The sequence below is a fragment of the Phenylobacterium sp. 58.2.17 genome, assembly GCF_026411515.1.
Classification (GTDB): domain Bacteria; phylum Pseudomonadota; class Alphaproteobacteria; order Caulobacterales; family Caulobacteraceae; genus Phenylobacterium.
On the sequence record NZ_JAPMTQ010000001.1, the window covers coordinates 161,710 to 187,634 of the forward strand.

The 25,925-nt window shown below is 64.6% G+C and carries 22 protein-coding genes; 7 read left to right on the forward strand and 15 right to left on the reverse strand.

Annotated elements, in window-relative coordinates; genetic code table 11:
* Positions 1-54 precede the first annotated feature (54 nt).
* Positions 55-3,423, reverse strand: a complete 3,369-nt coding sequence (locus tag OUA97_RS00790) for a TM0106 family RecB-like putative nuclease (RefSeq protein WP_267229816.1) — start codon at positions 3,421-3,423, stop codon at positions 55-57.
* 9 nt (positions 3,424-3,432) lie between these two features.
* Entirely contained in the window at positions 3,433-4,440 is a 1,008-nt protein-coding gene (locus tag OUA97_RS00795; protein ID WP_267229817.1) for a WYL domain-containing protein, read from the reverse strand.
* Between the two features lie 77 nt (positions 4,441-4,517).
* Between OUA97_RS00795 and OUA97_RS00800 the strand changes: the two genes are divergently transcribed.
* Positions 4,518-4,820 carry a hypothetical protein gene (locus OUA97_RS00800; RefSeq protein WP_267229818.1) on the forward strand — a complete coding sequence of 101 codons (303 nt, stop codon included), beginning with the start codon at positions 4,518-4,520 and terminating at the stop codon, positions 4,818-4,820.
* Positions 4,821-5,100: 280 nt separating this feature from the next.
* On the opposite strand, the gene OUA97_RS00805 is transcribed toward OUA97_RS00800, so the two are convergent.
* Positions 5,101-5,841 (reverse strand): hypothetical protein, encoded by a 741-nt coding sequence (locus OUA97_RS00805; protein ID WP_267229819.1) that lies wholly within the window; start codon positions 5,839-5,841, stop codon positions 5,101-5,103.
* A gap of 337 nt (positions 5,842-6,178) precedes the next feature.
* On the opposite strand from OUA97_RS00805, the gene OUA97_RS00810 reads away from it, so the two are divergent.
* Together OUA97_RS00810 and rmuC are read left to right on the forward strand one after the other, a co-directional pair.
* Positions 6,179-6,910, forward strand: coding sequence for a hypothetical protein (locus OUA97_RS00810; RefSeq protein ID WP_267229820.1), 732 nt, complete (start codon positions 6,179-6,181; stop codon positions 6,908-6,910).
* A gap of 234 nt (positions 6,911-7,144) precedes the next feature.
* Positions 7,145-8,725 (forward strand): DNA recombination protein RmuC, encoded by a 1,581-nt coding sequence (gene rmuC, locus OUA97_RS00815; protein WP_267229821.1) that lies wholly within the window; start codon positions 7,145-7,147, stop codon positions 8,723-8,725.
* 86 nt (positions 8,726-8,811) lie between these two features.
* Here rmuC and OUA97_RS00820 read toward each other — a convergent pair whose 3' ends face one another.
* The 8 genes from OUA97_RS00820 to OUA97_RS00855 all read right to left on the reverse strand — a co-directional run bounded on the left by OUA97_RS00820 (position 8,812) and on the right by OUA97_RS00855 (position 20,602).
* Positions 8,812-13,701 carry a DUF4011 domain-containing protein gene (locus OUA97_RS00820; protein WP_267229822.1) on the reverse strand — a complete coding sequence of 1,630 codons (4,890 nt, stop codon included), beginning with the start codon at positions 13,699-13,701 and terminating at the stop codon, positions 8,812-8,814.
* 418 nt (positions 13,702-14,119) lie between these two features.
* Positions 14,120-15,046 carry a plasmid partitioning protein RepB C-terminal domain-containing protein gene (locus OUA97_RS00825; protein WP_267229823.1) on the reverse strand — a complete coding sequence of 309 codons (927 nt, stop codon included), beginning with the start codon at positions 15,044-15,046 and terminating at the stop codon, positions 14,120-14,122.
* The gene (locus OUA97_RS00830) at positions 15,043-15,930 is read right to left on the reverse strand and encodes a plasmid partitioning protein RepB C-terminal domain-containing protein (protein ID WP_267229824.1); all 888 of its coding nucleotides are present in this window, start codon (positions 15,928-15,930) and stop codon (positions 15,043-15,045) included. The genes OUA97_RS00825 and OUA97_RS00830 overlap by 4 nt, the downstream gene beginning before the upstream one ends.
* Positions 15,930-17,498 (reverse strand): recombinase family protein, encoded by a 1,569-nt coding sequence (locus OUA97_RS00835; RefSeq protein ID WP_267229825.1) that lies wholly within the window; start codon positions 17,496-17,498, stop codon positions 15,930-15,932. The genes OUA97_RS00830 and OUA97_RS00835 overlap by 1 nt, the downstream gene beginning before the upstream one ends.
* Before the next feature lie 103 nt (positions 17,499-17,601).
* Entirely contained in the window at positions 17,602-17,970 is a 369-nt protein-coding gene (locus OUA97_RS00840) for a helix-turn-helix transcriptional regulator (RefSeq protein ID WP_267229826.1), read from the reverse strand.
* A gap of 198 nt (positions 17,971-18,168) precedes the next feature.
* On the reverse strand, positions 18,169-18,411 hold the full coding sequence (locus tag OUA97_RS00845; RefSeq protein ID WP_267230035.1) for a DUF6508 domain-containing protein: 243 nt from the start codon (positions 18,409-18,411) through the stop codon (positions 18,169-18,171).
* Positions 18,412-18,761: 350 nt separating this feature from the next.
* The gene (locus tag OUA97_RS00850; RefSeq protein ID WP_267229827.1) at positions 18,762-19,388 is read right to left on the reverse strand and encodes an HNH endonuclease; all 627 of its coding nucleotides are present in this window, start codon (positions 19,386-19,388) and stop codon (positions 18,762-18,764) included.
* A 338-nt stretch (positions 19,389-19,726) separates the two neighbouring features.
* The gene (locus OUA97_RS00855; RefSeq protein WP_267229828.1) at positions 19,727-20,602 is read right to left on the reverse strand and encodes a beta-1,6-N-acetylglucosaminyltransferase; all 876 of its coding nucleotides are present in this window, start codon (positions 20,600-20,602) and stop codon (positions 19,727-19,729) included.
* A gap of 299 nt (positions 20,603-20,901) precedes the next feature.
* Here OUA97_RS00855 and OUA97_RS00860 point away from each other — a divergent pair, with 299 nt between their 5' ends.
* Positions 20,902-21,138, forward strand: a complete 237-nt coding sequence (locus tag OUA97_RS00860) for a hypothetical protein (RefSeq protein ID WP_267229829.1) — start codon at positions 20,902-20,904, stop codon at positions 21,136-21,138.
* Here the strand turns inward: OUA97_RS00860 and OUA97_RS00865 are convergent.
* The 3 genes from OUA97_RS00865 to OUA97_RS00875 form a co-directional block, all read right to left on the reverse strand.
* On the reverse strand, positions 21,135-21,647 hold the full coding sequence (locus OUA97_RS00865) for a DUF2478 domain-containing protein (protein WP_267229830.1): 513 nt from the start codon (positions 21,645-21,647) through the stop codon (positions 21,135-21,137). The genes OUA97_RS00860 and OUA97_RS00865 overlap by 4 nt on opposite strands.
* 5 nt (positions 21,648-21,652) lie before the next feature.
* A complete protein-coding gene (locus OUA97_RS00870; protein ID WP_267229831.1) occupies positions 21,653-22,702 on the reverse strand; it encodes an aldo/keto reductase in 1,050 nt (349 codons plus the stop codon).
* 68 nt (positions 22,703-22,770) lie between these two features.
* Positions 22,771-23,529: a class I SAM-dependent methyltransferase gene (locus tag OUA97_RS00875; RefSeq protein ID WP_267229832.1), complete on the reverse strand. Its 759-nt coding sequence runs from the start codon at positions 23,527-23,529 to the stop codon at positions 22,771-22,773.
* Between the two features lie 120 nt (positions 23,530-23,649).
* Between OUA97_RS00875 and OUA97_RS00880 the strand changes: the two genes are divergently transcribed.
* From OUA97_RS00880 to OUA97_RS00890, 3 genes are read left to right on the forward strand one after another with little or no spacing between them, the layout of a single operon-like run.
* Positions 23,650-24,531 carry a LysR substrate-binding domain-containing protein gene (locus tag OUA97_RS00880; protein ID WP_267229833.1) on the forward strand — a complete coding sequence of 294 codons (882 nt, stop codon included), beginning with the start codon at positions 23,650-23,652 and terminating at the stop codon, positions 24,529-24,531.
* Between the two features lie 55 nt (positions 24,532-24,586).
* Positions 24,587-24,766 carry a hypothetical protein gene (locus OUA97_RS00885; RefSeq protein WP_267229834.1) on the forward strand — a complete coding sequence of 60 codons (180 nt, stop codon included), beginning with the start codon at positions 24,587-24,589 and terminating at the stop codon, positions 24,764-24,766.
* 48 nt (positions 24,767-24,814) lie between these two features.
* Entirely contained in the window at positions 24,815-25,504 is a 690-nt protein-coding gene (locus tag OUA97_RS00890) for a DsbA family protein (RefSeq protein ID WP_267229835.1), read from the forward strand.
* Here the strand turns inward: OUA97_RS00890 and OUA97_RS00895 are convergent.
* Positions 25,492-25,923, reverse strand: coding sequence for a YybH family protein (locus OUA97_RS00895; protein WP_267229836.1), 432 nt, complete (start codon positions 25,921-25,923; stop codon positions 25,492-25,494). The two genes, OUA97_RS00890 and OUA97_RS00895, sit on opposite strands and share 13 nt — an antisense overlap.
* Positions 25,924-25,925 lie beyond the last annotated feature (2 nt).

Sequence of the window (25,925 nt, forward strand, 5' to 3'; positions counted from 1 at the left end):
CACACCGCCCCCATCTGCCGGAAGTCACACCTCCGCCTGCACAGATCTTCAATGTCAGCTTTCGCTGAGGTCGCGACTGCCTACAACATCCGCCCGCGCAAACCCATCGAGCCGCCGCAAATCTTCCACCGTCCCGGGAGAGAGCTCGAGAAGGTCGCTGCCACGAACCAAGATCGCGAGACACTTCGCGCGACTGAGCGCGACGTTGAGGCGATTGGCGTTGAAGAGAAACTCCGTGCCGCGCGGCGCATGCGCCCCGTTTGACGTCGCCATCGACACGATCGCGACCATGGCCTCCTGGCCCTGGAACTTGTCCACCGTCCCCACCCGTGCGCCGGCCGGAAGCGCCCGCCGCAAGGCGTTCACCTGGGCGTTGAACGGTGCGACCACCAGGATATCGTCCAAGGCGACGCCTCGAACGGCGCCGTCCTTTTCGATGAGCGACTGCTCAAGCAGCGACGTGACAAGGTCCGCAACGGCTTGCGCTTCTTCCTGGCTGCTTTGCGTGCAGCCCTGATGGCCAACCTCCACCACCGACAGTCCGGCAGGTCGAAGAGCACCATGCGCATCGGACTTCAGAACCAGTCGCCGCCGAGCCGCGTCTGGATGCGAGCGCAGGCGCCCATCGTAAAATGCATCGGAGATGAATTCGCAGACGCTCGGATGCATGCGCCATGAGACGTCGAGCAGAACCCCGCGATCAGGCGCGACGGTCGCCTCCCCTTGCATCAGGTAGTCCAGGCAGGAAAGGCCGGACTCGCCCGGATGCGTCCCTTGGACCGGCTGCGGCAGCTGCATTTGATCGCCCACCAGCACGATGTTGCGCGCGCACCCGGCCATCGCCACGAGATTACCCAAGGCGACCTGGCCGGCTTCATCGACGAACAGATAGTCATACTGGCCAAGCTCTTCCGGCAACGACAGATGGAAGGCCGTCGCCCCGACAAGTTGGAAGTCGCCCGTCACCTCATCCTTGGAATAGGCCGGAGCAATGAAGTCGCCGGCATAGACCGTTTCGGCGTTCCCCTTGGTGGCACGCTTAGCGCCGACAAATGAAACCCCGGCCTCGCGAGCACGCTCCTCGACGGCCGCCAAGACATTGTTGATCGCCTTGTGCGAGTTGGACGACACCGCGACGCGCATGCCGGCGCCCAGGAGCGCCAGGATCGCGTGCGAAGTCGTGTAGGTCTTCCCCGTGCCCGGCGGCCCCTGCATGACCAGGTGGCTGGCCTCTAGCTGCTGAATGGCTGCGGTAGCGGCCTCGACCAGCTGGGCCCCAGGCGCGACGATCGGCGATCCAGGCGCCAAGCCGCCGATTTGCGGCGCAGCGCGCTCAAGGATACTGATGAGCGCGCGGTCGCCGTCAGTTTGGCCGGATGCCACCCGCCCGGCGAAGGCCACCACGGCGTCGATGAGCACGTCCTGATCGATCAGGCGGCCAGGGATCAGCGAGCACTGCTCCGGATAGTCGCCGGCCTTGGCTTGCCGCCGCACGACCACCCGGCCGGCCTCTAGGTCAATCTCGACGATTTTGCCCGCTGGCTCCAAGGTCAGGGCAATCTTCACGGGATCGCCCTCCTTCAGCTTGGTGTCCTGCGGCTCGAACCGGTAGGTCGCGACCAGGGACTGCTTGTCCTTGAACACCGGCGTGGCCGGATCGAGGGTCAGCCCAGCAAGGCTCTCCAGATCATCAAAGAGCTCGTCGTCGCTCCAGGTCTGGCGGTCGAAGAGCGCCCACCATTGCGGCTTCTGCGCCCGTTGATGGAACCACAGGAGCTCGGCGACCAGGTCGCGCGCCGGTTCAGAGAGAGCATCTGAGGCGCGCACGCGCGTCGCCAGCAACTGGCGCTCTTCCTCGAACGCTCGACGTGCCGCCGCCTTGGCCTCTCTTTCAGCAAGGGCTTCTGCATCTTCCTCTGCGTCTAGATCGGTCGGGCCATAGGGCGCATCAGCCGGACGCAGGCCTTCGAGCCAATCGCGCATCCGCGCCGTCGAGACCACGTCATCTTCGTTGTAGTGCGCGATATCGTCGAGGATCGACTGCTCGCCCGTCTCGCGCCAACGCTCATACTCGACGATGCTGTCGCCGGCATTTGTGACATCACCGCTGCGTTGGCCCCAGTAGATCTTCTCCAGGTCCTTGAGCGAATAGCCCTCGGTGGAGGCTCGGATGGCCTGCCGGACCACCTGATAGAGGTCGACAAAACGCTTCTCGCGCAGCAGCTGATCGAGCTCGGCCTCCATGGTCGCATAGCGCATGGCCAAGCGCTTGAGGGCGGCGGTCTCGTAGGGCGCATAGTGGTAGATGCGCGCCGCCGGATAGCGCGCCAGATGCTCGACGATCAGCCGCATGAAGCGCTCGAACGCCGCCTTCTCCTCCTGCGGATCATGAGCCCAGATCGGCAAGAAACCATCAGCGCCATCGGGCGCTAGCGGCCCCCAAAGCCCGAAGAGATACTCAAGACCGCCCGGATAGAGCGGGTCGCCCTCCATATCGAAGAAGAGGTCGCCAGGCTGCGGCGGCGGCAGCAGCGTGAACCCGCGGCCTGGTTCCACGGGCAGCAATTCGACCAGCCCTTCCCCGCGCTCGGCGCCGGCCTTTTGCAGCCGCGCTTGGTGCACAAGCTTAGCCAGGGTCTCCTGCCCGATGCCGGGGACCGAGCCGTTCGGATCACGGGCAGCCAGGTCCGTCAGCGTGCCGACGCCGACCGCCTCCAGCTTGAGCATCTGCTCGGTGCGCAGCCCCGCGACAAAGATCGGACTGTCGGCCTCCCGCCATTGCGCCTCACACCGCGGTTGGTAGGGGCACTGGCCGCAGGCGCTCGTGCGGATCGCGCGGGTTTCGCGCGCTGGCTGGCCCGCAAACGCTTCGAAACGCGACATCAACCGGCGGGTGATGTGACCCGTCCGATGCAGCTCGAAGCGCTCGGGCTCCCCGCCACCGACATGGATAGCGCCCTGCCCGACTGGAACGCCCTCGGCTTCCTGCAGCAGCGCCGCATAGATGCCGAGCTGAAGGACGTGCTCGGCCTTGGCCTTACGAGCAAGCTTAGCGTCCTCCGGCTCATAGCGCGCCGCCCCGGCCGCGCCCTCGGTTCGCACTAAGAAATCGGGGAAGCCGACCCAGCGATCGTTGGCGAAGGCGGCCTGGTAGATCAGCGGCGCGCCGGCGGCGATCGCGGCCCTGGTTTCAGCGACGCGCTGCTCGAGCGGCGCCTTGTCGGCGATGGAGACGGCCTTGCCGTGGACGCTTTCCAGCCGCGCCAGAACCTCCGCCTCATGCTCGAAGCCCTTGGCGCGGACGAGCTCCAAGGCGGCGTCTTCCGTCTGCGGCGGCTTGACGCCACCCAGCCAAAGCGCGGCGTGATGGGCGCAGCCGAGGAAGTTGTTGAGCCGAGAGGCGGAGAGACGGGGCGTGTTCATGCCGCCGTCTTAGGCCGTGACTACGCCAGATTTGGTCGGGGTCGCATGGCGGCTGAGCGCGATCTGCAGCTGCTCGACCATCGTGTCGTGCAGGACCTTCGGTTCCAGGACTTCAAGTTTGTCGCCCCAGGTGAAGAGATGCCAGCTGAGCTCCAGCATCCCGCTGGCCGCGAACCGCACGAGCACCGACCCGTCCGGTTGGAGCTCAACGGTCTGATTGGCGTGAAAGCGCCAGCCCAGAGCGTCCTCGGCGCCATCAGGCGAAATTCTCAAGACCACATGCTCGACATCGCCCTGGAAGATCCCAAAGGAGCGAGAAGCATAGTCCTGCAGGCTAAAGCCCTCGGGCGGCGCCCCATAGGCTTCAAGCACTTCCAGATCGACGATCCGGTCAAGCCGCCAATTGCGCGGTTCCACCTCGCCCAACTCCGAACCAACCAGATAGTTCATGCGGCTGAACAGCAGCCCATAAGGCGCGACCTTGCGGTGGTGGCCTGGCGTGCGCCCGCCCCGATAGGTGAAGGAGACCGCCTTCATCGCGATCAAGGCGTGGCGCAGCGTCGAGATGACATGCTCATCCTCAAACGGCCGCGGGCCGGCATGGACGGCGATCGTCTCAGCCCGCACCAGCGCCTCCACGTCAGGCGCTAGGCGCCGAAGCGTTGCGGCCCGCATCGCCGAACGGATTTTCCGTTCCAGCCCTTCCAGGACGGCCGCCCGCGGCCCAGCGTCGGAAGCCCGCAACATGGTCGCGGCCTTGGAGAGTTCCAGCAGCTCAGCGGCGGTCGGCGATTGGGCGAAGCCATCCAATCCGTTGGGAATTCGAAAGCGCTTTGTGGGTGGATCAGAGATCTCGTCCATGTGCGGGAAGAGATAGAAGAGCGTATCGCGCATGCGCTCAGCCGTCCTACGGCTGACGCCGGCGACCTGCGCCATCTCATCAAGCGTCAGGCCTTCGGCGCTGGCGGCCAGATGCCGCGCCAGCTCCAACAAGGCTGCGATCTTCTCCTGCCGCATCAGATCCCCCCACGACCAAATCTGGCGCAAGGCAAATCTAGACACAGGCTGTGCTCAATCCCAATGGAGAATTGGACGTGCCTGCATTCTCGATGACCTGCCACGCCGCGATCCGCGCCAATCAACGCGGGATTACCCACCAGATGATCGCCGACCTCCTGGCCCATGCTGACGTCGAGGCGCCTGTCGGCGGCGGCTGCACCGTGCTGCGCGTCAGCCGCCGCCGATTGCAGGACGGCGACATCCGGGCGGACCTGAGCTCCAACCCCGACAAGTTGGCCTCGCTGGCGCTGGTCTGGAGCGACGACAGCGCCGAAGTGGTGACGGTCATGGTCGATCACGGCGGCGCGAAGGGCCGGCGCTATCGCCGCACCCACTAAGGCCACGGATATGACCTGCTGATGGACGATGACGACCGCGACCTCGCCAGCGGCCATGGGCGCACGCCCAACCAGCCTCCCGAAATAGTCCCGAACCGCCGAGCCACAGCCGCCGATAAGATCAGCCGGCGCGATCGCTTAAGACGGAACGCCAAGCGATCCCACATCGCTTGTATTTCCGTCCAACAGAGCCATTCGCAGCGAGGTCTAGCCGCCTCATCGGCAAAGCAGCAGGCCCTTCCCTCACCTGAAAGCAGAGCCCGACCACAGACATAGCAGGCTAACGCCGCCACTCCGGCTCATAGGCCAGCTTCTCAATCACCTTGTTGGCCGCTCCGCGCGTCGCATAGAGACCCATGAGCTCTCCGTCATCGCCGGGCGCCTCGATACGATGCAACTCCCATCGCTTGTCCTTTGTCGGCGAAAGCCGGAAAGCGCGTCCGTTCTTCCGCAGGAATAGAGCCTTTGAGCCGTCCAGGGCGGTCCACTTGCAGTCGGCTCCGGACAAGAAGCGGCGCTGAAGCGCCAGCCGATCCGCCGCCTGCTGTTCGCGCCAGCGTTCCTGTCGTTCCTCGTCCAGGCGCTGCTCCTCGGCCTCCGCGAACTCCTGCAGCGCCCCGATGATGGCCGCCATCTCCGTGCCGGCCTCTCGCTCTGCGGCATAGAGTGCAAGGCAGGCCTCCTTCACCCGTTCGTCCGGATAGAGGTGCGCGTAGGGCTCCTCCTGGAAAGCCCTTAGCCGCTGGGCGACGTCGGTCTTCGTGAGGTTTGGACCTGGAAGTCCGTTCAGGAAGGTCACGAGCTCGTCAAATGGGATCCAGGCCTTTGCAGCGGCCTTTAGGAACTCACCTCGAACGGCGTCCCACTTCTCCCACACCGGCCCCGTTCGATCGAGCGCTGTGAGGATGCTTTCGGCCAGGCCGTCGACCTGCTTTGGATCTCGCAGATGCTTCAGCGAGGGGCTTTCCAAGTAGCGGAAGAGGAGGCTGCGGACTGTGCTTTGGCGTTCGTAGTCGAACATCGAGTAGCTCCGGAATGCTGCAGCCCCGACGACCTACTGAGCGAGCGCTCATCGGGACGCATCCGAGCCCTAACTCCAATCGGATTGCCTGAGGGGAACCTGCGCGCTGAAATCCCAGCTATCGTTCTTTTGGGGTTAGGCAGGATCCTCAGATTAGTTCGTCGTGCGCGGACTTTGAACCAAGCCCTGAACTCCAGATCAAAGGATCGTCAGCGATTTTGGGACCTTACCGACTGATGCTAGTGTAAGCTAAGCCTTGGGAGGGCGTTCAAACATGACAAGTAAGTCGCCAAAATCCGCGCGATCACCTCGCAAGACCGAGCGCCCCCAAAGCGCCGTGACCGTGGTCGTGACGCCTCACGAGACGATGAAGTCACGACCATCTGCCGGTGCGCAGCTCACCAAGACCGCAGTCAAACATGCGCAGCTTGCGAGCCAAGTCGTCGACGGGGCGAAGAAGGCCACGGCGGCGAAGACCAGGGCCGCGATCACGGCCTCCGGCAAGGCGATGAGCACGACCGTTCAGTCAGCCGCCGCAGTAACGGCAGGCGCCGCCAAAACCGCGAAGGCGGCCGGCAAGGTCGTCGGCGATACCGCAAAGGGCGCAGCTAAGGCCGGCGCGGGCGCCGTGGCTGACGCGGCGCAAACCACCGCCAAAGCTGCTAGCAAAACCGCCCGCGCCGCCTCCGCCGCGGCTCATGTCGTCGGCGATCTCAACGGGGACGGCCGCGTTGACGCCGAAGATCTCAAGATTGCGAAGGGCGCTGTCGGCAAGGCGGCCGCTGAGCTCGGCAGCGAGGCCTGGGAGCTGAGCAAGGCGGCCTTGAGGCATGATCTGACAAAGGAAGCCGCTGCTCGAGCGCTAGTGGGCGGCGCAGTCGCCGCTGTGGTTCCTGTTGTCGGCGTCCCGGTTGGCGCGGCCGTCGGAGCCGCCACAGTGCTGTTGAACGGCTCGATTTCATCCGTGACGTCCACGGCGATCAGCAAGGGCGTCAAGGCCGTCGCTGAGCCGAAGCAGGTTGGTCGCCCTAAGGCCAAGCAGCGAGCGCCCGGTAAGCCGAAGGGATAGCAGCCGCGAGCGTCTCGTTTGCTCACTCCCTCAAGGCGCGAGCCTCGCAGCGGCTAGGGCTGCGACCAAATCTGACGCCGACGCCAGATAGGCTTGGTGCGGCTACGGATTTCGCGCCTGGAGGTTTGAATTGTCTGCCTATCCATCGCCTGTCGCCGCTCTGCATTTCACCGCGCGTCACGCCGCCCTGCGCCCGGTCGCTGCGAGAGCGCCTTTCGGAATGGAAAACCTCGCATGACGCCATTGGATATCGCCCTCACCGTCGGCGTGCCGGTGCTGGTCGCTGGCCTCACAGCTGGCCTCTTGCTCTTCTTTCAACGTGGCAAGGCCAGCGCCGGTGGTGACTTGGACCTTCGCGCCGCCAACACCGCCCTTGAGCGGGACCTGGCCGTACACCAGGAGCGTTTGGCCAAGCTCCCTCAGCTTGAGGCCACGCTTGCCGCCGTCGAAGCGCAGCTCGCCGCGGAACTGCTGACGAAGGGCCAGCTAGGGGCCGATCTCGCCGGCATGAGCGCGGCGAAGGCGGCGCTAGAGACGACGAACTCTGAGCTGAAAGCACGGCTGGCCACGGTGGAGACCAACGCGGTCGAGGTCGCAGCCTCGCTCCAGGCCGCCGAGCGCGCACGAGCGGACCTGCGAACCGAGCTCGCCAAGCTCCAAGAGACCTTGGACCAGGAACGGCGCGCGTCCGCCGAAAAACTGCGGCTCCTGACCGACGCCAAAGAGTCGATGTCCAAAGATTTCCAAGTCCTGGCGAACGACGTGATGTCGCGTCATGGCGAAGCCTTCACCAAACAAAACAAGGAGCAGCTCGACGGGCTGCTCACCCCTTTGCGCGACAAGCTGAACGAGTTTCAGACGGGCCTGCAGACCGCCCACACCGAGACCGTCAAGGACCGCGCCGCGCTCGGCGAGCAGATCCGCCAGTTGTCGGACCAAAGCGCCAAGATGACCAGCGAGACGCTCAACCTCACTCGCGCCTTGAAGGGCAAGGTGCAGACGCAGGGCGCCTGGGGCGAGATGATCCTGGAAACGCTGCTGCAGAAATCTGGGCTTCGCGAAGGCGAGGAATATGTCTCGCAATCGAGCCATAGCACCGACGACGGTCAGCGCCTGCGCCCTGACGTGATCGTCAACTTGCCCAACAGCCAACGCGTGATCATCGACGCCAAGGTGTCGCTCACGGCCTTCGAAACTTACGTCAACGCTGAGACCGAGGAGGCGCGCTCGTCGGCCGCCGCCACCCACCTGACGTCGATGCGCAGCCACATCAAGCGCCTGGCGTCAAAGGAGTACCAAACGCTGGCCGGTGACGGCCTCGACTACGTCATCCTGTTCGTGCCGATCGAAGGCGCGCTCGCCGTTGCGCTCGAGGTCGATCCGCACCTCACGAGCTACGCCGTCCAGAACAATGTGGCCATCGCCACGCCGACGACGTTGATGATCGCCCTGCGCACCATCGACAATGTCTGGCAAGTCGAGCGCCGCAACCGCAACGCCGAGGCGATCGCGGTGCGCGCAGGCCACCTCTACAACAAGTTCGTCGGCTTTGTGGACGATCTGCAGAAGGTCGGCCAGCGGCTCGACACCGCCAAGGCCAGCTACGATGCAGCCATGGGCAAGCTACAGACCGGATCTGGCAACCTCGTGGGCCAGGCCGAGACATTGAGGAAGCTTGGGGCCAAGACCACGAAGCTGCTGCCCGAAGCCCTGCGCCTGGAAGACCTCAGCGAACCCACCCCTCTCCTGGAGGAAGCGACGGACGACGGTGCGCAAGACGCTTCGAGCAGGGCGTCGGCCCTGGAAGTCGACTAACGGGACGGCTAGCTAGCCTCAGCCCCATGACGAGGCGCCAATCAACGCTCCAGATGGGTTGCGAGCAGGTCCCCCGCCTTCCGCCGTCATGTCGTTCTCTCAAGGATCTCAAAGATTGCCTCGCCGAACGACTTGAGTTGGTCCGCGTCAGTGTTCTGACGCAGCTCCATCGGGATTTTCCCGAGGAATTCTCCCGAGTCCCTCGGGCGCTTTCGCAGCAACTCGTCTAGCATCGACTTGCGCAGCAGCCCGCGCGCAGGATCAGCTTCCGGGAAGGCCACCTTGATGGCGTTCTCCCGCAAATCAATCAGCGCCTCCCGAGCCTCATCGCGTGAGAGTTCGTCGACCGAACGTTTGCGTCCGCTCACCGGCGCGAAGGCCGGAGCCGCCTCCCCGTTGACCGGCGCCGTCGCGGGCTTGGCGACAATGGCAGGCTCATGGGGCTTTGCTATGCGGCGCTCCGCCCTATCCGCAATCAAGCGCTTCAGCTCGTCTGATACGCGAGCAACCTCGCCTGCCGGATCGCGGAACCAGTCCGTCGACCAGATCCGAATGATGCTCCAGCCCAGGTTCTCCAAGATCTCCTGACGCAGCCGGTCGCGATCGCGAGCAGACTTCGACGAGTGATAGGTGGCGCCATCGCACTCGATGGCGGCGACGAACTCGTGCGGCGCGTTTGGATCGCGAATGCCTATGTCGAGGAAGAAGTTCGCGACGCCAACTTGCGGCACGCACTCATAATTGAGCTCACGAAGCCCTTCGATCACCGCATCCTCGAAATCGTTGTCCGGATCGCGCCCGCTATGGCGTGCTTCCTCGCCCAGGCGACCGGTCTCCGCATACTCGAGAAAGAGCTTCAGCGAGCGAGAGCCACGATCTGCGCCCTCCTTCGGCACGATGTCGCTCGAACGCATGGAGCTGAAGATCTCCATGCGCTCCTTGGCGCGGGTGAAGAGCACATTTAGCCGCCGCCAACCCGTCTCCAGAGTGATCGGACCGAAGTTCTGCGGCACGCGCGCGCCTGGCGTGGCCGGGCCGTAGGTCATCGAAATGATGATGATGTCGCGCTCGTCTCCCTGGACGTTTTCAAGGTTCTTGACGAAGAACGGCTCACCTCGCGTGCTGTTCTCAGCTTCGCTGAGCACCTTGGCCAGGATCGGGTCCTTGTTCGCGAGAGCCGCAAGCTCGTCAGAGATTCTCTGAGCCTGTTTGATGTTCATCGCGACCACACCCACCGTGCGGCGTCGATCTGTCAGGAGCGCGGTTGCAGCTGCCTGCGCGACCGCGCGGGCCTCCACCGGGTTCACCCCCGTCGTGGTCGCTCCCTGATCTTGGAAATGCCACCCCACCCCGAAGCGCCCCCCTTGCTCGGAGGGGGACGGAAAGACGATCAGGTCGTTCTTGTAGAATTGCTTGTTGGAGAACGCGATCAGGCTCTCGTGGCGCGACCGATAGTGCCAACGCAGCATGCGCGGCGTGAAGATCGCTTCGGAGAGCTCCAGGATGCTTTTGGCATCCTCGGCGAGCGTCATCTCCTCGTCATCCTCGTCAGCGGCGCTGTCCGATATTCGGTCGAAGAATGAGGTCGGGGGCAGCTGCTTGGTGTCGCCGACGATCACCGCCTGGCCGCCCCGCGCGAGCGCGCCGATCGCATCCTCCGGCCTCATCTGCGAGGCCTCGTCCATGATCACGAGATCAAACTTCAAAGTACCTGGCGCGATGTACTGCGCTACCGACAAGGGCCCCATCATGAAGCACGGCTTGAGGGTCTGAATGGCTTTGCCCGAGCGCCTGATGAGCTGACGAATAGGGATGTGGCGCTTTTGTTTGGCCAGCTCAGCGCGAACGAGGGTCATCTCGGTAAGGTCGGCCTTACGACCGGAGGTTCGCCCCTCGGGCGGCTTCTTCTCAAGGAGGGTGGATGCAATGTGAGCGCGCCGTAGTTCCATCACCTCGGCGTCGATTGCAGCATATTCGCTCCTCAGCACATCCAAGGATTTGCCAGACGCCCTGAGCAACGCCGGCATGGCGGCGAACGCCTCTCGGGCGATGGCGTCAAAGACCAGGAAGTCCAAAGCCAGTGACATCGTGTCTGGCGCAACACTCGCGTTGGCGCCGGCAATCGCAAGCGGCGCTTCGAACTCCGCGTTCGAGTTCTTGAAGGCGCGGTCGAAGTCGAGCCAACCTGCAAGCAGATCAGAATGGGCGGCGGCCAAGCGGGCTTGCGCGCTAACGCCTTCCAGATCAGGGCGTCCGCCCTCACCAAACCAGTACTCCTCGTCCAGGTCCGTGGCCGTCGTGAACGCTTCTTCGGCCGCGACGACAGCTTGTGCGGCCGAAGAGCATGCCGCCACGACTTCATTCAGACTGTCCCACTCGGCGTCAAAAGCCGCGCTCTCGGCAAGCGCGGCGACGTTTGACGAGGCGATCTTGCGGGCGCCTAAGCTCCAGAACGAGGACGCAAATGCGTTGCCCGTTTCAAGCTTCTCAATCCCGGCCAAATGCTCCATCGCATGGTCGTCGCCGGCATCGGCAAGGATCGCGAGGGTCTCAACTGATGCATTGAGAAGCGAGGGCACAAGTTCGCTGCGCAGCCGCGCTCTAGTTCGCTCTGACCAGTCTGCGATCCGCAGATGAGCTTCCAGAGACAGGGAAAGCTGAGAGAATTCAGGACCTACCATCGCCTCTATAGCCGAGTTCGCCTGCATGGCCCTAAGGCCCAGCTGATGCTGCCGCAGATGCTCGACGTGCGCGGCCTTCGCCGCTGGCTTGGCGTTGAGGGCGGCGGGCCGCAGTATGGCGTTCACACCCTCCGTCGCCGACCGCCACCGCTTCCCTAGCCGCGCAAATAGGCTGGTCTGAGAGAGGGCCGCAGCCCATTCTTCCAGATCGTCGATGTGGGTGCTGAAGGCGCTTTCCTTGATAACCGCGCCCAAGGCCTCATGGGACTTGCGAAGGGCGTCTAGCCTCGCTTGGTGTTCCCGCAAATGGTCGCAGGCGCCGCTCCCCAGCAGCGCAGAATTTCGAAGGTGAAGATCTGCGGTCGGCGCATCCTTCGTCGCGCCGATCAAAGCGATGAGATCAGTGGCCCCGACTGCTGAACGCCTGACCATAAGGCCAAATTGCTGTTCTACGAGTTCCGCGATCTGGTCAGCACTTCGCAGGTTGGCGCGATGTGCGGCCAGCCTGGCGAGGTCATCGGCCGCCCCCGCCACCGCGGTCAGCGGCAACGTTTTGAGCCTTGGGTCCACCAAGACCGAGGCCAAGGCATCGGCCTTCTCGGCCCATTGGCCAGCGAGGTCTGCGATATAGTCCGCGTCGTGCGGCAGAACCTTCTCCGATGAAACGCCCGCCCAAACATGGGCGAACGCAGATCCTTCAAGCCCAAGCTCCTTGATCGAACCAGAGAATTGGCTAAGCCGCCCCTTGGCGTCGGCCAGCATCGCCCACGTCATTCCGACAGGCGCAGCAAAGTGCGGACGTAGGGCCTCGACGTCCTTCACGGACGCCCCAAGCTTTCGACGCGCCTGTCCGGCCTTCATCAGCGCATCGCTGATGGTCAGATCGGCAAAGCCGCTGGCTGGGCCGCCCACAATGTCGATGTAGGTAGCCAGCTTGTGCCGACGGTCGGAGAGCCTCGAAAGCGCGCCCTCATAATCCCTCGGAGGCCGGATTCTGGCGCTCGCGCGGATCCTCGTAGCAATGTCCTCGAGGACCTCGGTCTTCCGCGTCTTGTGGCTGTGGAGCTCAAGGCAGAAGTCGCCCAATCCGAGCTCACGCATGCGTCGGCGCACGACCTCTAGCGCAGCCAGCTTCTCGGCCACAAAGAGGACCGTCTTTCCTCGCGAGAGCGCGGCGGCGACCAGGTTGGTGATGGTTTGCGACTTGCCAGTGCCCGGCGGGCCCTGGACCACGAGGTTTCGCCCGGCAAGCGCGACTTCCAGCGCTTCGCACTGAGAGCTATCGGCGCGGTCGACCACCTCCAGACTGAGGTCGCGCCCCTTATAGGCCTCGGGCGACTCGTCGGGATCGGCCCCAGGCGTCCAGCCGTCGATCTCGACATCGTCGGCGCCTTCTGGACCACCGAGTATCTCGCCAACCAGACGGTTGTCCGAGATCGGCGCATGTGACGGCCAACGCTCAGGATCCAGGTCGAGATAGAGCAAGATCTTGCCGAACTCGAAGAGCCCGAGCGTGACATATCGCCTTACCATCCATTCCGGCTTGTGGCGGATGGCGCGAGTAACTTCCGTTAGGAAGTCCTCGAGCTGCTGCTCCTCCTCCAGGGCGGGGAGGTCGATATTGAGCTCTTCAAGCTTCTTCTTCAGCGACAGGTTGGGTTGGAGCTCTTCACCGGTCCACCGGATCTTGGTGCGGTACTGACCGCCACGCACCGCTTCGCGCTCGAGCTCCACAGGCATAATCACAAGCGGCGCCTGATGGGCCTTAGATGTTTGCTGATCTCGCCACTCCAAGAAACCAAAAGCGAGGTAGAGCATATTGGCGCCGCTCTCCTCGACAGCCGTTCGCGCTGAGGCCCGGATCTTCCGCAGGCGCGCATCCAGCTCATCGGGGAAGTGAAGCGTCTGCACCTTGCGGTCCGAATGACGCTCCTCCCGCTCAAACGAGTCGGTCTCTACCGGGAGGTCGTAGTTGACGCTAATGCCGAGGTGTCGCGCCCACGTCGCGGCGTCCGGTCGAGCGGTGGACGGCGCTTCGTTTGCGCGCCTCACCTGGTCCGGGCGCGGCGCGTTATAGGCCTGCAGCTCCCGTTGCGTAGGCTCGGGAACCGGCTCGAACGTCAGCGTCGCGCCGTCCCGGAGCACATCAAAGAGTTGATGGGGAAGCTCATCGACTACCCGCAAGCAAGATGCCTTGGGATGCCGGAAGCTCAGCATCCGGTTCATTGTGGACAAGTCCAACAACTTCTGCCGAAGTCGCTCAAGCCGTTGCTCGATGCGTTCCTTGTCACTCATAGATAGTCGCCCCCAACCCATCCTAAGCCTACGCGGATGGATGCTTATCCTGCGGCCTGCTCCAGCCACGGGTCAACTCTACTCCCCACGACGGAGAGTTCCCAAGGCCGCCACATGCCGGTAGGCACACGGACACCCCTACGTCGTGCGATCTAACTCGCTGGGACGTCGAATTTGGACGCAGGCTTGGCGACTGACCTGTCGCGCACTACCGCCAATCCGGACAGCCTGAGAATTGGCTGTAGTGCGCTGCCAGCTGCATCGAAGCCTCCATCGATTACAATTGGCGTGCGGCCGATCTGATAGCGGTCGGCCTGGTGGGCTCCGAACGGGTTCGCCGCCATTCCCACCACCGTCCTTGATCCGCCCCACACGACGGCTTCTCCGACGGTCCCGGCGCTCTACGGGTCCCGGTCCCCTACTCTGCCGCCGCTGAGGTTTCGACAGGCAGGCTCGTCAATTCGGCGATCGCTTGAAATTCGGTTAGGTACTCTGGCCTTTGTTGGGCCAACCAACGCACCACGCGGACATTGCTCAGAAGCTTGGTGAGATAGCTCTTGGCGACCGTCAGATGCAGATTGTCGAGTCCATACGTCTCTTCGACAGACTTGATCTGCATCTGCAGGCTCGCAAGCTCCCGCTCCAATCGCGCTACCTGCTCCCTGGTCACTGGATTGGCCGCGGGCTTGCCCCGCCGACGCGGCTTAGCGAGCTGCGCTTCCGGCGTCGCCGCAAGCATGGCCATTGCGAATGGTTTGCCAAAATTGTTGTGCCCAATCATCATCTGCGCGGTCTCAAGCTGACGCAGCGGGGTCATTTTCCTCAGCACGTCGAACACGCTTAGTGGGCAGACAGTGTCCTTCAGAAGCTCGGCGGTCTCCTCGCCAATACCATCCATGAGCCGAACCCGGCGCTGCACAGATTGAACATTGAAGCCTAACGCCTCAGCTAGGCGCTCAGGCGCCACCCCACGCTCAATGGCGCGCACCATCATTCGGTGTTCTTGCGGTGCTGGAAGGCGGTTGACCCGCTTGTTGTAAGTGAAGGTTTCATCGTCGGTCGCCACCAGACAGACGACTTCGGTGTGACCAAGGTCCTTCAACGCCTCAATCCGCAGGTGACCGTCGAGCAAAAAGTAGCGCTGCTTATCGAGTTGATCGGGGATCACAACCGGCGGCTCCACCAGACCTACCGCCTGCACAGACGTCAGGATTTGACGGTACTTTGCGCTCAGCTTCACGCTAGGCCGGAGGGACTTCATAGGCGCGATCGCAGAGATCTGCAGGCGCACGCCCTGAGATTCGAATCCTAGCCGCACGCCCAGCGTTGGCCCCGAATCGCTCATCGCAATGCTCCGAGCTGCGCATCAAGGGCTCTTGGCATCGTGTCCAGCTGCTCGGCTCGAAGCAAAGTGGCGAAGGCGCCATCAGCCCTGAGATCCTTGAGCGCTTGGACCACAAACAGCAGGCGACTTTGTACAAAATCAGCCTTCTTCGCGATCAAACGCTGACGATCGGCTTCGCGCCGAAACACCTGCACTAGCTGCTCAGGGGTTGGACGCTTGCTAGAAGATGGCCGGCCAAATCGCGATTGGCCAAGGCCGCTACTGCGACGTCGGTGCTCCAAAAGTCGTCGTACAGTCTCGACGTTCCGCCCCTTTATCTTACCGTCGGCATAGGCGTCGGCCAGAGCTTGTTGGACGCCCGCGTCATCGCTGCGTGCGATAGTCATCGCCAGGGTGATGGGGATAATTCCGCTTTCCACCGCCGCAATCAGGCGCTCTTCCCCTTTCTCCAGGAGCGTGTTGATCATGCTGACCCATGACGGCGAGGCACCGATTTTCTCGGCGATCTCGGCGTCCGAATAGCCTCGTTTGCGCAGCTGCCCGACCTCTCGCAAGTTGTCGACGCCGCGGTGCTGCGGCCGCGCGATGTTCTCGACCAAGCTGCGGACAAGGCAGGCCTCCTCCGGCATCTCGACGACAATGGCCGGCACATGGCTTTGGCCGAGCGCCTGAAACGCCTCTATTCGCCCCTCTCCACAGACGAGGTCATATCGTTCTCCTCCGTTTTGAAGCGTGCGACGCGCCACGGTTATGGGCCGCTTCAGGCCTATGCCCTCGATGTTGTCTGTTATTTCCCGGTGGGCCTTTCGATTGCGGGCGCGAGGATTGAGCACCGCGACCCGATCAATCGGGATGAGCTCGATGACGATGTTCGCCTCGTCCATTAGGCGGCCTCCGCGAAGGGAACCCGAGCCGTAAGCTCAAACAGCCCGGCAAGGTCGTCAAACCGATAGGCGTCGAGGGACAGACCATTGTCTTCCATGAGCCGAAGGCGCCCATCAACGATGTCGATCCGAGGGAATAGGTAGTAATCGAGAACACTTCTGTTGGCCGCGTCCATGCGCACCGCGATCATGATGTCCGACGCTAGGCTTGTGTCGAAGTGCAGCCGCCAGCGATATCCGCCTGCTTGAGTCTGTCGGCAGCGAGCGATCACAACCGAGAGCGTCAGCTCATCGTTCACCCGCATTCGACCCGCAAGGTCAGGCCCCTCAACGCGGCCGCCCAGGGTACGCACGCCCGCCGCCACCTCAGCAACTACGGCCGGATAGAGCTCGCGGAGGCGTGCATTGATATGCAAATAGCGATAGTCGCGGTCGGGGCGATACCCGATCAGCTGGTAGGCGCGCAGAAGACTGCCGAACCTCGAACGGAAGGCACTGCTTGAGGGCATGTGCTCTTCTTCGTCGATGACGAGGCCGGAGAGCGCACCCCTTTCCTCATAGAGACGTCGCAGCGCGCCAAGCATCTCCTCATTAGTCAGGCGGCGCGATCGGTCGAGAATAATCTGGCGCGCCAGCTCAAACACCGAGACCGCCACGACAGATTCGAACGCCCCATTGGCGCGCACCCACATCTCAGGCGGGTTACGCACCCGCTTCTGTTTCAGCTTGAAGGACGAGCGGTTGAAGACGTTGTTGCCGACATACTTCTCGTTGGTGAGCACTTGGTGCACCGCGCCGCGGGTCCATGGCTTGCCTTGATCAGCAACGATGCCTTCCGCATTGAGATCGAACGCAATCTTGGCCTCGGTCAAACCCGTGACAACAAACATCTGATAGATGCGCCGGACGACAGAAGTCTCTTGTGAGGGGCCGGGCGCTAGAACAACTCGATCGGTTTGCAGGCTCTTGTGTTGACCGCGCTCCAACTCGCCTTTTGGCTCTCCCTTGTCGTCCACCAACAAGCGACGAAGGCCGTAGCCCGCAACTCCGCCCTGGCGAAACCCGAGCTCAATTAGCCTGCACTGACCTGCGAAGACCTTCGATGACAGCTCGCGGCTGTACTCACCCGCCATGGCGCGCTTCACGCTTTTGACAATAGTGGCGATCGGCGTTCCGTCATTCTCAAACGGTTCGGCGCAGTAGATCACCCGCACGCCCGCCCGACGGCAGAGGTACTCATAGTAGGCGCTTTCGTCGGCGTCCTGAAACCGCCCCCAACGGCTAACGTCATAAACAAGCAGCGCCTCGAAATCGGCGCCGGCCTGAATTTCCTCGATTAGCTGCTGCAGGCCGCTCCGGCCGCCGATGTTGAGACCGCTCTTGCCCTCGTCTGAGTAGGTCCGAACGATCCGCATCCCACGAGCCTCTGCATATTTGAGGATCGCATCGGCCTGGTTCTCCGTCGAATACCGCTGATGATCGGTTGACATCCGGACGTATTGCGCCACCCGCACGATCGGGGGTGCGTTTCCGCTGAAATTCGCACCGGGGCCGTCGGAAGCGGCCATCGCCGCTCTCCTCACGATAGTGATCGCAGGATTTTAGAAAAACAGATTGTTACCCTCGCTGCAAGCGGGCAGCAAACACGCCAAACATATATGCTAAATAAAGCTAAGCTTGACGATCTGGCAGTTCGACCTCAGCTACGATACGGGCAAGCAACGCGGATCGCGCCTGACTTGTCATACGTCTATAGGCCATAATCATCTGTTGCTCGTCGGTAGATAGGTTTGACACATCCTGCTCTGTGACGATCGACCACGGCGCACATTGCAGCGTAGCGGCCAGTCGTTTCAGCCACGCGACCGTAAGCTGGCGCTTGCCGGTCTCCAGGTAGCCAATTTCCTGAGGTGTAACTCCGACGAGGCGACTGAATTCAGCCACCGAAAGTCCTTTCGCCTCGCGGAGGACCTGCAGCCGATTTGGCGCTGGGTAACTCCTGCGCAAGCGTGACGAATGTGGCGACCGATCTGCGCTCACGTAGCCGCCGACGTCATTGAAAGTCGGATGCGCAAGAACGCTGTTGGAGTTGCTACGCGCCCGAATGCGTCACTCACTATGCGCACAGACACCCCAGTGACTCAGCTCTCAGTCCATTGGACGCTCTCAAAGACCAAGAAGCCCGATTCAAGCGAAATTGTCGTGACCAATTGCGAGCATCACGTCGAGCACGATCAACTACGGCGCGCCGTCGGCGTCGAATCCGCCCAGGAGCACGACTGCGCGTCCCGCAATCGCTCGCATGAACCCACTTTCGAAGGCCTCGAGTAGCGTGCCGTCTGCAAAGCGGTCCTTTCGGAAATGCGCGGTCAACACCTTCGACAGCTGCTCGGCCGTAGCACCGGCGATTGCAGAGTGATCGGAAAGGAGCATTCGCCCCTCGGGCGTAGTCTGCCAAACCACCCAATCGAAGGGCCGCATCCAATCGAAGCAATCTCGCCAAAGACCTTGTTCCAAGACCGCCCCACCTGCCTTTCAAGATACCGGCGCAACGGAGCGAGGTTCTCGTTCAACGCCTTGAAGCCACCGTGCTCCATAGCGTCGCGGCGCAGGCCAACGCCCTTCGGCAGCAGATCATCCGACCGCGCTCGGCCGCGGCGACGCACGCTGTCGACAATCCGCGGCCGGGTGACGATCACCTTCGCCATGTCCTTACGCATGACACCGCCTCCAATGTTGGGAAGAGCTCGACACATGCAGAAGCGCCGGCACGAGCTGTGCTCGGCCAGGGGGCGCTGTCAGATTGTCGGAGCAATGCAAAGTTTCGAACCTCAAGCATGCTGACGCCGAGCGTCACCGTCAAGGTCGTCCGCGACTGACGTAACGATCGCGTTCCGGTTCCAGAGGCATTCCCAAGGCAGGCGCTCCTCCATCTCGGCGGCGTATTTCGACTCCGGACCGAGCTGGCGCCCACAACCTGCGACTGGCCCGGGGCGAGGCAGATGGGTGATCTGCAGCGCGGTGAGCGTGCACCCGTCATTGAGGGTGTCGACAAGTTCGTTGATCAGGAGCTGGGAAGCTGTCCATCCGCCGCCAGATGCGAGCCTACGCAGCGCAATCTTGGCCCGGGTAAGTTCTCGATGCGCGCTCAAAAAACGCCGAACGGCAGGCGGGGGCAAAGCCCCAGGAGCCCAAACGTCGGCGTCGCGCAGCCGCTTGCGGAGCTTGTAGAAGGTCCATGCATCGATATCTGCACCCCTTGCGCCATTGCACGCTCGACAGGCCGCCACGAGGTTGAGCGGATCATCGCGGCCGCCCACGGCTCTTGGCGCCACGTGATCGACGGTCGCGGCGATCGGGTGCGCCGCATCGTCCGCCATCGCCGCCGCGCAATACGCGCACCGCCAGTTCTGAGCCTCTGCGAGCATCCGGCGTCGCAGCACGGTTGGTTTGGTCATTGGGGCCTCCCACTGGCAAGGTGGCAAGGCGCTACGTCAGATCTGGGCGTGGGCCGGAAGTGTTGTCGCCGATCGCTACGCCCCCGAATGGTGACGATCAGAACTTGGGGCCCACTCCCCAGATATTCCCCAGAAACGGTCCCGAAATCAGGCGTTGGCGGCGTATCATGGGCGACGAGCCGCCACACTACCCATTGATTTTATTACACTTTCCATAGCGCCCGCCTCGTTCACACCGAGGGGGTCACAGGTTCAATCCCTGTCGCATCCACCATTCTTCTTCCCTTGAATCATTGGGCTTTACGCCCCCGCCGCCACGGCGGGGAAACGCCGCGCAGTCAGCTGTAGGGCGGCAGGCGCAGGAAGAAATCGTCGTTCGCCAGGGCGAACTTGCGCGCGAACCAGGCGCCGCTCTCGGCGATGGCCTCTCGGTCGCCGCGCCCCAGCACCCGCGGACTGTCGCCGCCCTCGACCCAGTCGATGTAGCGCCGGCAATCAGCCAGGCGGTCCGGAAACTTCGCCGCGACGATGGTCTGGACGACGTGCTCCTCACAGACATAGGTCCCGCGCAGGCGGCCCGAGGCCGTCACGCCATGCAACTCGGCCGCGACCACGCACAGCGCATCGCACGGCAGCGACCACCAGGTCTCGCCCTTGAACCACCGACCCCATGGCCGCGAGCGGTCCCCTAGGAGCCGGTGACGCGCGCTATCCAGCCATCGCGAGAGGCGAACGATCGCCGGCTTGAATCGGTAGGCCAGGGGCTCGCGCCGCGGATCGGGCCGGAGCCAGCGCGCATCGATGTGGAAGCGCTGCATCCGCTCCTCCTCCCGCCCGAACTCCGCTTCGATGTAGCAAAGGGGGATCTGGGAGGCATCGAGCTCCCGCACGATCTCCTGGCGAGACACGACCGGCCAGTCGGACCCGCTGACGAGGTGCGCGTAGTCGAACTCGAACTCCATCGCCCGCTCGATCAGCAGGATGATCGCCGACTGAAGGCTCCAATGCCCCCAACGGACCGAGACAGGGTTCTGGATGACCTCGACCCGCTGGGTATCAGGGGGAGGGTCCTCCCGCAGGCTACGCCACAGGTCCGAGCGACGGTCCGCATGAACGATGACCATGTCCAGGCCGCCCGCGGGCGCCAATCGCTCGACCAAGGCGTCAAGCTGCGGCCGACCTTCGTGGGCGAGCACCAAATAGATCATCCGCATTCGGATACCTTCGAGCCCCTGCCGACACCGAACACTGACGCAGTGTGCGGCCGAGCTCAATTCCGAATTACAGCGTTGGACGAACAGCGATCTCATCGCGCCTGCCCGACGCCGCCACAAGGGAGCGGGCCGCACATCCACTACGGACGGTGGCGCCAGGTCGCCGGCGGCCACCCTAGGGCCATGGCGATAATGTTCTTGTTTTGTTTTAACGAGACATGCCCGCGCGCGCGCGCGATCGAAAACTGCCCCTGCCCGCGCCCCGGCTCGACCAGGCGCGGTACTTTCCCGGATGCGTCGTGCTGCTCTCCTGCGGCGGATGCGGCTGGCGGCGGCGCTACGACCCGCTGAGGATTGCGCACCGGCTCTACACGCTGGGCGACGGCGGTTTGCAGACGCCGGTGGCCGACGTCGCAGCCCGGATCAAGGCGGCCTGCGCGCGGTGCGGAGCGCGGCGGTGGGACGCCTGCCTGGCCTATCCCCCGGGGCTGGACGACCGCGAGGCGATGCGGCTGCGCCGGCGCCTCCGCGACTAGGCCGCCTGCCGGCTCAGGCCTCTCCACCAGGCCTCGACCGCCTCCAGCCGCGGCGGCAGCATGACGAACAGCGGCGCGGCGAAGGCGCTCCACGCCGGATCGAACTTCGGGGCCACCGACGTCAGGATCGGAACCCCGCCGGCCAGGCCGGCGGCGAAGGCGTCGCTGAGGCCGCTGCGCTCAGCCTCCAGCCGCCCGAACTTGCTGAGCACCACGAGGTCGCAGCCGGCGGCGATGTCGCCGCGCACCGCTTCGCAGGCGGTCACGACGCTGCCGGCGTCGACGCTGCAGGCGCTGGAGCCGCGGCCCAGCTCCTGGAACACCTCGAACCGCCGCCCGTCGGTCAGACTGCGAAGCTGGGCGCGGCCGGGGACGGGCTCCTCCTCCACGACGCCGACGACACGAACCGGCGCCCCGAGCCGGGCGACGAAACTGGCGAACAGGGCCTGGATCTGCGGCGTCGGCGCGCCGCGCACCACCGCGATCGGCGCAGGCTCATCAAGCGTCACAGACCTCAGGCCTTCGGGGTGAAGGGCGCAGGCACGCGCGCTCCCCCCTGGCGGGCGAACATCCAGCCGGGATACTCGGCGGGCAGCTCGCTAACCTCGTCCAGCCGCTGCATGTCCTCGGCTGTCAGTTCCAGTTCGACGGCGGCCAGGTTGTCGTCAAGCTGCTCGACGGTCTTGGCGCCGATGATCACGCTCATCACGTGCGGCTTGGCCAGCAGCCAGGCCAGCGCCACGCGGGCCACGGACGCTCCATGCGCCTGAGCCACGTCGCGCATCACCTCCACGCAAGCCCAGGCGCGATCGAGGTTCACCGGCGGGAAGTCGAAATTGGTGCGCCGGGCGTTTTCCGGATTGTTCGAGCCCGGCCCGAACTTGCCCGACAGCAGGCCGCCGGCGAGCGGCGACCAGACCATCAGGCCCAGCTGCTCGGCGCTCAGCATCGGGACCAGCTCACGCTCCAGGTCGCGGCCGGCGATGGTGTAGTAGGCCTGCAGGGTCTCGAACCGAGCATAGCCCTTGGCCTCGGAGAGACCGAGCGCCTTGGCGATCTTCCAGGCGGCCCAGTTGGAGACGCCGACGTAGCGGACCAGCCCCTGGCTCACCAGGTCGTCGAGCGCGCGCAGCGTCTCGTCGATGGGGGTCACGGTGTCGTTTCCGTGGATCTGGTAGAGGTCGATATGGTCGGTCTGCAGCCGCTCCAGACTGGCTTTCACCGAGTCCATGATGTGGCCGCGCGAGGCGCCGCGGTCGTTGGGGCCCGGCCCCATCTGGCCGAACACCTTGGTCGCCAGCACCACGTCGCTGCGCTTGACGCCGAGGTTCTTGAGCGACTGGCCCAGGCGCTGTTCCGAGGCCCCGAACGAGTAGACGTCGGCGGTGTCGAAGAAGTTCACCCCGGCGGCCAGCGCCTTGCCCATGATGGCGTCGACCTCGGCCTGCGGCAGCGAACCGATGGCCTTCCAGATGCCGGCCTCCTCGTTGCCGCCGAAGGTCATGGTTCCCAGGCAGATCTCGGAGACATAGAGGCCCGTCCGGCCGAGCTGCTTGAACTTCATGCGTCGGCTCCCGGCGTTGAAGCGGCAGCCTACATAGCGGTTCGCGGCAGGCGCAAGACGGCCCTTCCCTATGGCCGCGAGACGATCAGCCGGCGCGAGCCGTCATAGGTCGCCATCTTGCGCCAATGGCCGTGTCGGGCGTCCCACGCCCCCGAGTCGAGGTCCGCCGACAAGGTGGCCACGAACCGCGGCTCGACCTCCGGCGCAACGAAACCCCAGGACGACTGCGCGCGCCGCACCGCCGGGTCCAGCAGGCGCTCGGGCCGGGCGTAAAAGGCCTCGGTGATCCCATCCGGGCAATCGGCGGCGATGGGCACGGTCTCGACGCTCACCTGGCCGCCCAGGCCCTGCATGATCGCGGCGATGTCGGGATAGCGTTTCTGTTCGGCGGCCAGCAGCTCGGGCGCGTAGTCGTTCAGCCACCATTGCGACAGCACCGATCCGTCGAAGGCGGCGACCACCACCGGCCCGCGCGCCACGCGCCGCAGCTCCGCCAGTCCCTTGGCCAGGTCGCGCCACTGATGGACCGTGGCCACCGCCATCGCCGCGTCGACGCTGGCGTCGTCGAGCGGCAACGCCTCGGCGAACCCCTCGACGGCCAGGCCGGCGCCGGGCGGCCGCTGGGCCCGCATCACCGCCGAAGGCTCGATCGCCAGCACCTGGCAGTCCTCCGGCTCATAGGACCCGGTTCCGGCCCCGACATTGAGCACGGTCCGTACCGGCCCCAGGGCCTGGCGGATACGCGCCGCCAGCACCGGATCGGGCCGGCGCTGAGCGCCGTAACCGGTCCCGGTTCGCTCGTAGTCGACATCCCCGCCAACCGCCATCTGTCACTCATCCTCACGTCGATCTCGATGCCCGAACATCTAACCCCCACTCTGACTGGACAAAATCGAGTTCGGGTCGTGCTATATGTGAGGAAAATTCAATATTGAGGCCGCCACGCCATGCGCCCACGCCTGCCGCCGCTCGCCGCTCTGCGCGCCTTCGAAGCCGTCGCCAGATTGGGCTCGGTCAGCCGCGCCGCCGAGGAGCTCGGCCGCACCCACGGCGCGGTGAGCAAGCAGTTGCAGGCCCTGCGCGTTGACGCCGGCGCGCCGCTATTCGACAAGGTCGGCACCGGCCTGCAACCCAACGCCGCCGGCCGGCAGCTGGCGCAGGCGGTCGGCCGCGCGTTCGACGATCTTGGCCAGGCCTATGCCGAGGTCGTGCGCGAGGCGCGGGCCCCGGCGCTGCGCATCGCCTGCAGCGCCAGCTTCGCCATGGGCTGGCTGGTTCCGCATCTGCCGCGCTTTTCCGAGCTGCACCCGCAGGTACGGCTGCAGCTCTCGATGACATCAGCCAGGGAAATGCGCGAGGACCGCGACGCCGACCTGGTGATCCTATGGGACCGCAGCGCCCATCCGCCTGAGGACCAGGCCCGCGCCATCCGCTTGGCCGACGCGCAGTTCGGACCGGTGGCGGCCCCAGGCTATCCGCTCGAGCGCCGCGATGGCGCCCTGCGCGTCGAACAACGCATCGTACACGACCACACCGCCGGGGCCTGGGCGCTGTGGAGCCGGCTCTCGGGCCTGTCCCTGGACGCCCCGGCGCAGATCAGCTTTCCGCACACGCACCTCTGCCTGCAGGCTGCGGTCGCCGGCATGGGAGTTGCGGTGGCCGAGCGGCGGCTGGCGAACGCCGACCTCGCCGCCGGTCGGCTCGTCGCAGTGGCTGGGTTCGCGCCCTTTGCCGACGGCTTTGCGGCTATTCCGCACCGGACCCGACCGCTGTCGCCGCAGGCGCAGGTGTTTCTGGACTGGCTGGCGGCGGAGTTGGACGGCGGCTAGCGCCCGACGTTCACCATCCCAAGAACCACAAGGGCTGCGAGGACGTTCAACAACCATGAGCCCCCAACGCCAGCCCCCCTCGCCGCCGATCCGGCCGCCGCCACGCGAGATCGGAGCCGTCTTGCTGGGCGACCTGCGGGCCAGCGGGCGGGCCTATCGCGCCCGCCTGTGGCGCAAGGACGTTCGCGCCATCGAGGCCCCGGACGTCGATCACGTGCTCGACCGCACGGTCTAGCGCCGCTCGCGCCTGGACGCCTCCCCAGCACGCCACTAGGCCGGTCCGATGAAACGGCTTTTCGATTCCCTCGCCGACTGGGCCGACGCACATCCGAGGCGAGTCCTGGCCATCGCCGTCGTGGTCGGCCTGGCGATCACCTTCGTCCTGCAGAACCGCCCGCCGCCAGCGCTCACGCTGGAACGGACGCCGGTGGTCGCCGGCCTTCTGGACGACGCCGGCACGCCGCGGGTCGGGCCGGCCGACGCCGACGTGGTGGTGGTGCTGTTCACCGACTATCGCTGTCCGATCTGCCGGCGGACCGATCCGGCGCTGGAGCGGCTGGTCGCGCGCGACCCCAAGGTGCGGGTCCACTACAAGGATTGGCCGATCCTGGGCGAGCAGTCGACGCTCGCGGCCCGGGCGGCGCTGGCCGCCGAGCGGCAGGGCAAATACCTCGCCATGCACCGGGCGCTGATGGCCGACAACGCCCCGCTGACCCCGGCCGAGATCGGCCGGATCGCCGCCGACGCTGGGCTCGACCCGGCCCGCTTGGAGGCCGATTTAATTCAGTATGACAAAGAGATAGACCGCCAGCTGGCGGCGCACGCCAACCAGGCCTTCGGCCTCGGCCTGAAGGGCACGCCAGCCTATCTGGTCGGGCCCCACCTCCTGCAGGGCGGGCTGGACGACGCGAGCCTCGAGCAAGCGGTGGCCCGAGCTCGAACGGCCGGGCCGCCTAAGCCTCAGCCGGAGTGATCGGAGACGATCCGCCAGCCCTCTGCGGTCTTGTGGAACACGAGGCTGAACAGCCCGGTGGCCTTCTCGCCATTCGGCATGGCGAGATTGAACCTGCCGATCACAGCGGCGTAGTCGGCGCCCAGCGGATCGAAGTCGACGACCTCGGTCGAGAGCTGCGGCATGGCCTTCGGGTCGGCGAAACGCGGGGCGTACATGGCGCGGATCGCGTCATAGCCCTGGATCACCTTTCCACCGCTAACATAGTTGATTTGCGGGGCTTTTTCGTAGCTGGCCATGAAGGTGTCCAGCTCGCCGCGGCTCCAGCCGGCGCTGGCGTCGGCCAACACCTTGGCGACGTCGGCGCGGTCATCGGCGAGAGCCGGACCGGCGATCAGAGCCATCGTCAGGGCGATGGCGGAAAGTGCGCTGCGGTTCACGT

Bases quoted from the DNA above. Each gene is read 5' to 3' on its own strand.
- OUA97_RS00790 (WP_267229816.1), bottom strand. From the start codon at position 3,423: ATGAACACGCCCCGTCTCTCCGCCTCTCGGCTCAACAACTTCCTCGGC.
- OUA97_RS00795 (WP_267229817.1), bottom strand. From the start codon at position 4,440: ATGCGGCAGGAGAAGATCGCAGCCTTGTTGGAGCTGGCGCGGCATCTG.
- OUA97_RS00805 (WP_267229819.1), bottom strand. From the start codon at position 5,841: ATGTTCGACTACGAACGCCAAAGCACAGTCCGCAGCCTCCTCTTCCGC.
- rmuC (WP_267229821.1), top strand. From the start codon at position 7,145: ATGACGCCATTGGATATCGCCCTCACCGTCGGCGTGCCGGTGCTGGTC.
- OUA97_RS00820 (WP_267229822.1), bottom strand. From the start codon at position 13,701: ATGAGTGACAAGGAACGCATCGAGCAACGGCTTGAGCGACTTCGGCAG.
- OUA97_RS00825 (WP_267229823.1), bottom strand. From the start codon at position 15,046: ATGAGCGATTCGGGGCCAACGCTGGGCGTGCGGCTAGGATTCGAATCT.
- OUA97_RS00830 (WP_267229824.1), bottom strand. From the start codon at position 15,930: ATGGACGAGGCGAACATCGTCATCGAGCTCATCCCGATTGATCGGGTC.
- OUA97_RS00835 (WP_267229825.1), bottom strand. From the start codon at position 17,498: ATGGCCGCTTCCGACGGCCCCGGTGCGAATTTCAGCGGAAACGCACCC.
- OUA97_RS00845 (WP_267230035.1), bottom strand. From the start codon at position 18,411: ATGCGGCCCTTCGATTGGGTGGTTTGGCAGACTACGCCCGAGGGGCGA.
- OUA97_RS00850 (WP_267229827.1), bottom strand. From the start codon at position 19,388: ATGACCAAACCAACCGTGCTGCGACGCCGGATGCTCGCAGAGGCTCAG.
- OUA97_RS00855 (WP_267229828.1), bottom strand. From the start codon at position 20,602: ATGCGGATGATCTATTTGGTGCTCGCCCACGAAGGTCGGCCGCAGCTT.
- OUA97_RS00870 (WP_267229831.1), bottom strand. From the start codon at position 22,702: ATGAAGTTCAAGCAGCTCGGCCGGACGGGCCTCTATGTCTCCGAGATC.
- OUA97_RS00875 (WP_267229832.1), bottom strand. From the start codon at position 23,529: ATGGCGGTTGGCGGGGATGTCGACTACGAGCGAACCGGGACCGGTTAC.
- OUA97_RS00880 (WP_267229833.1), top strand. From the start codon at position 23,650: ATGCGCCCACGCCTGCCGCCGCTCGCCGCTCTGCGCGCCTTCGAAGCC.
- OUA97_RS00885 (WP_267229834.1), top strand. From the start codon at position 24,587: ATGAGCCCCCAACGCCAGCCCCCCTCGCCGCCGATCCGGCCGCCGCCA.
- OUA97_RS00890 (WP_267229835.1), top strand. From the start codon at position 24,815: ATGAAACGGCTTTTCGATTCCCTCGCCGACTGGGCCGACGCACATCCG.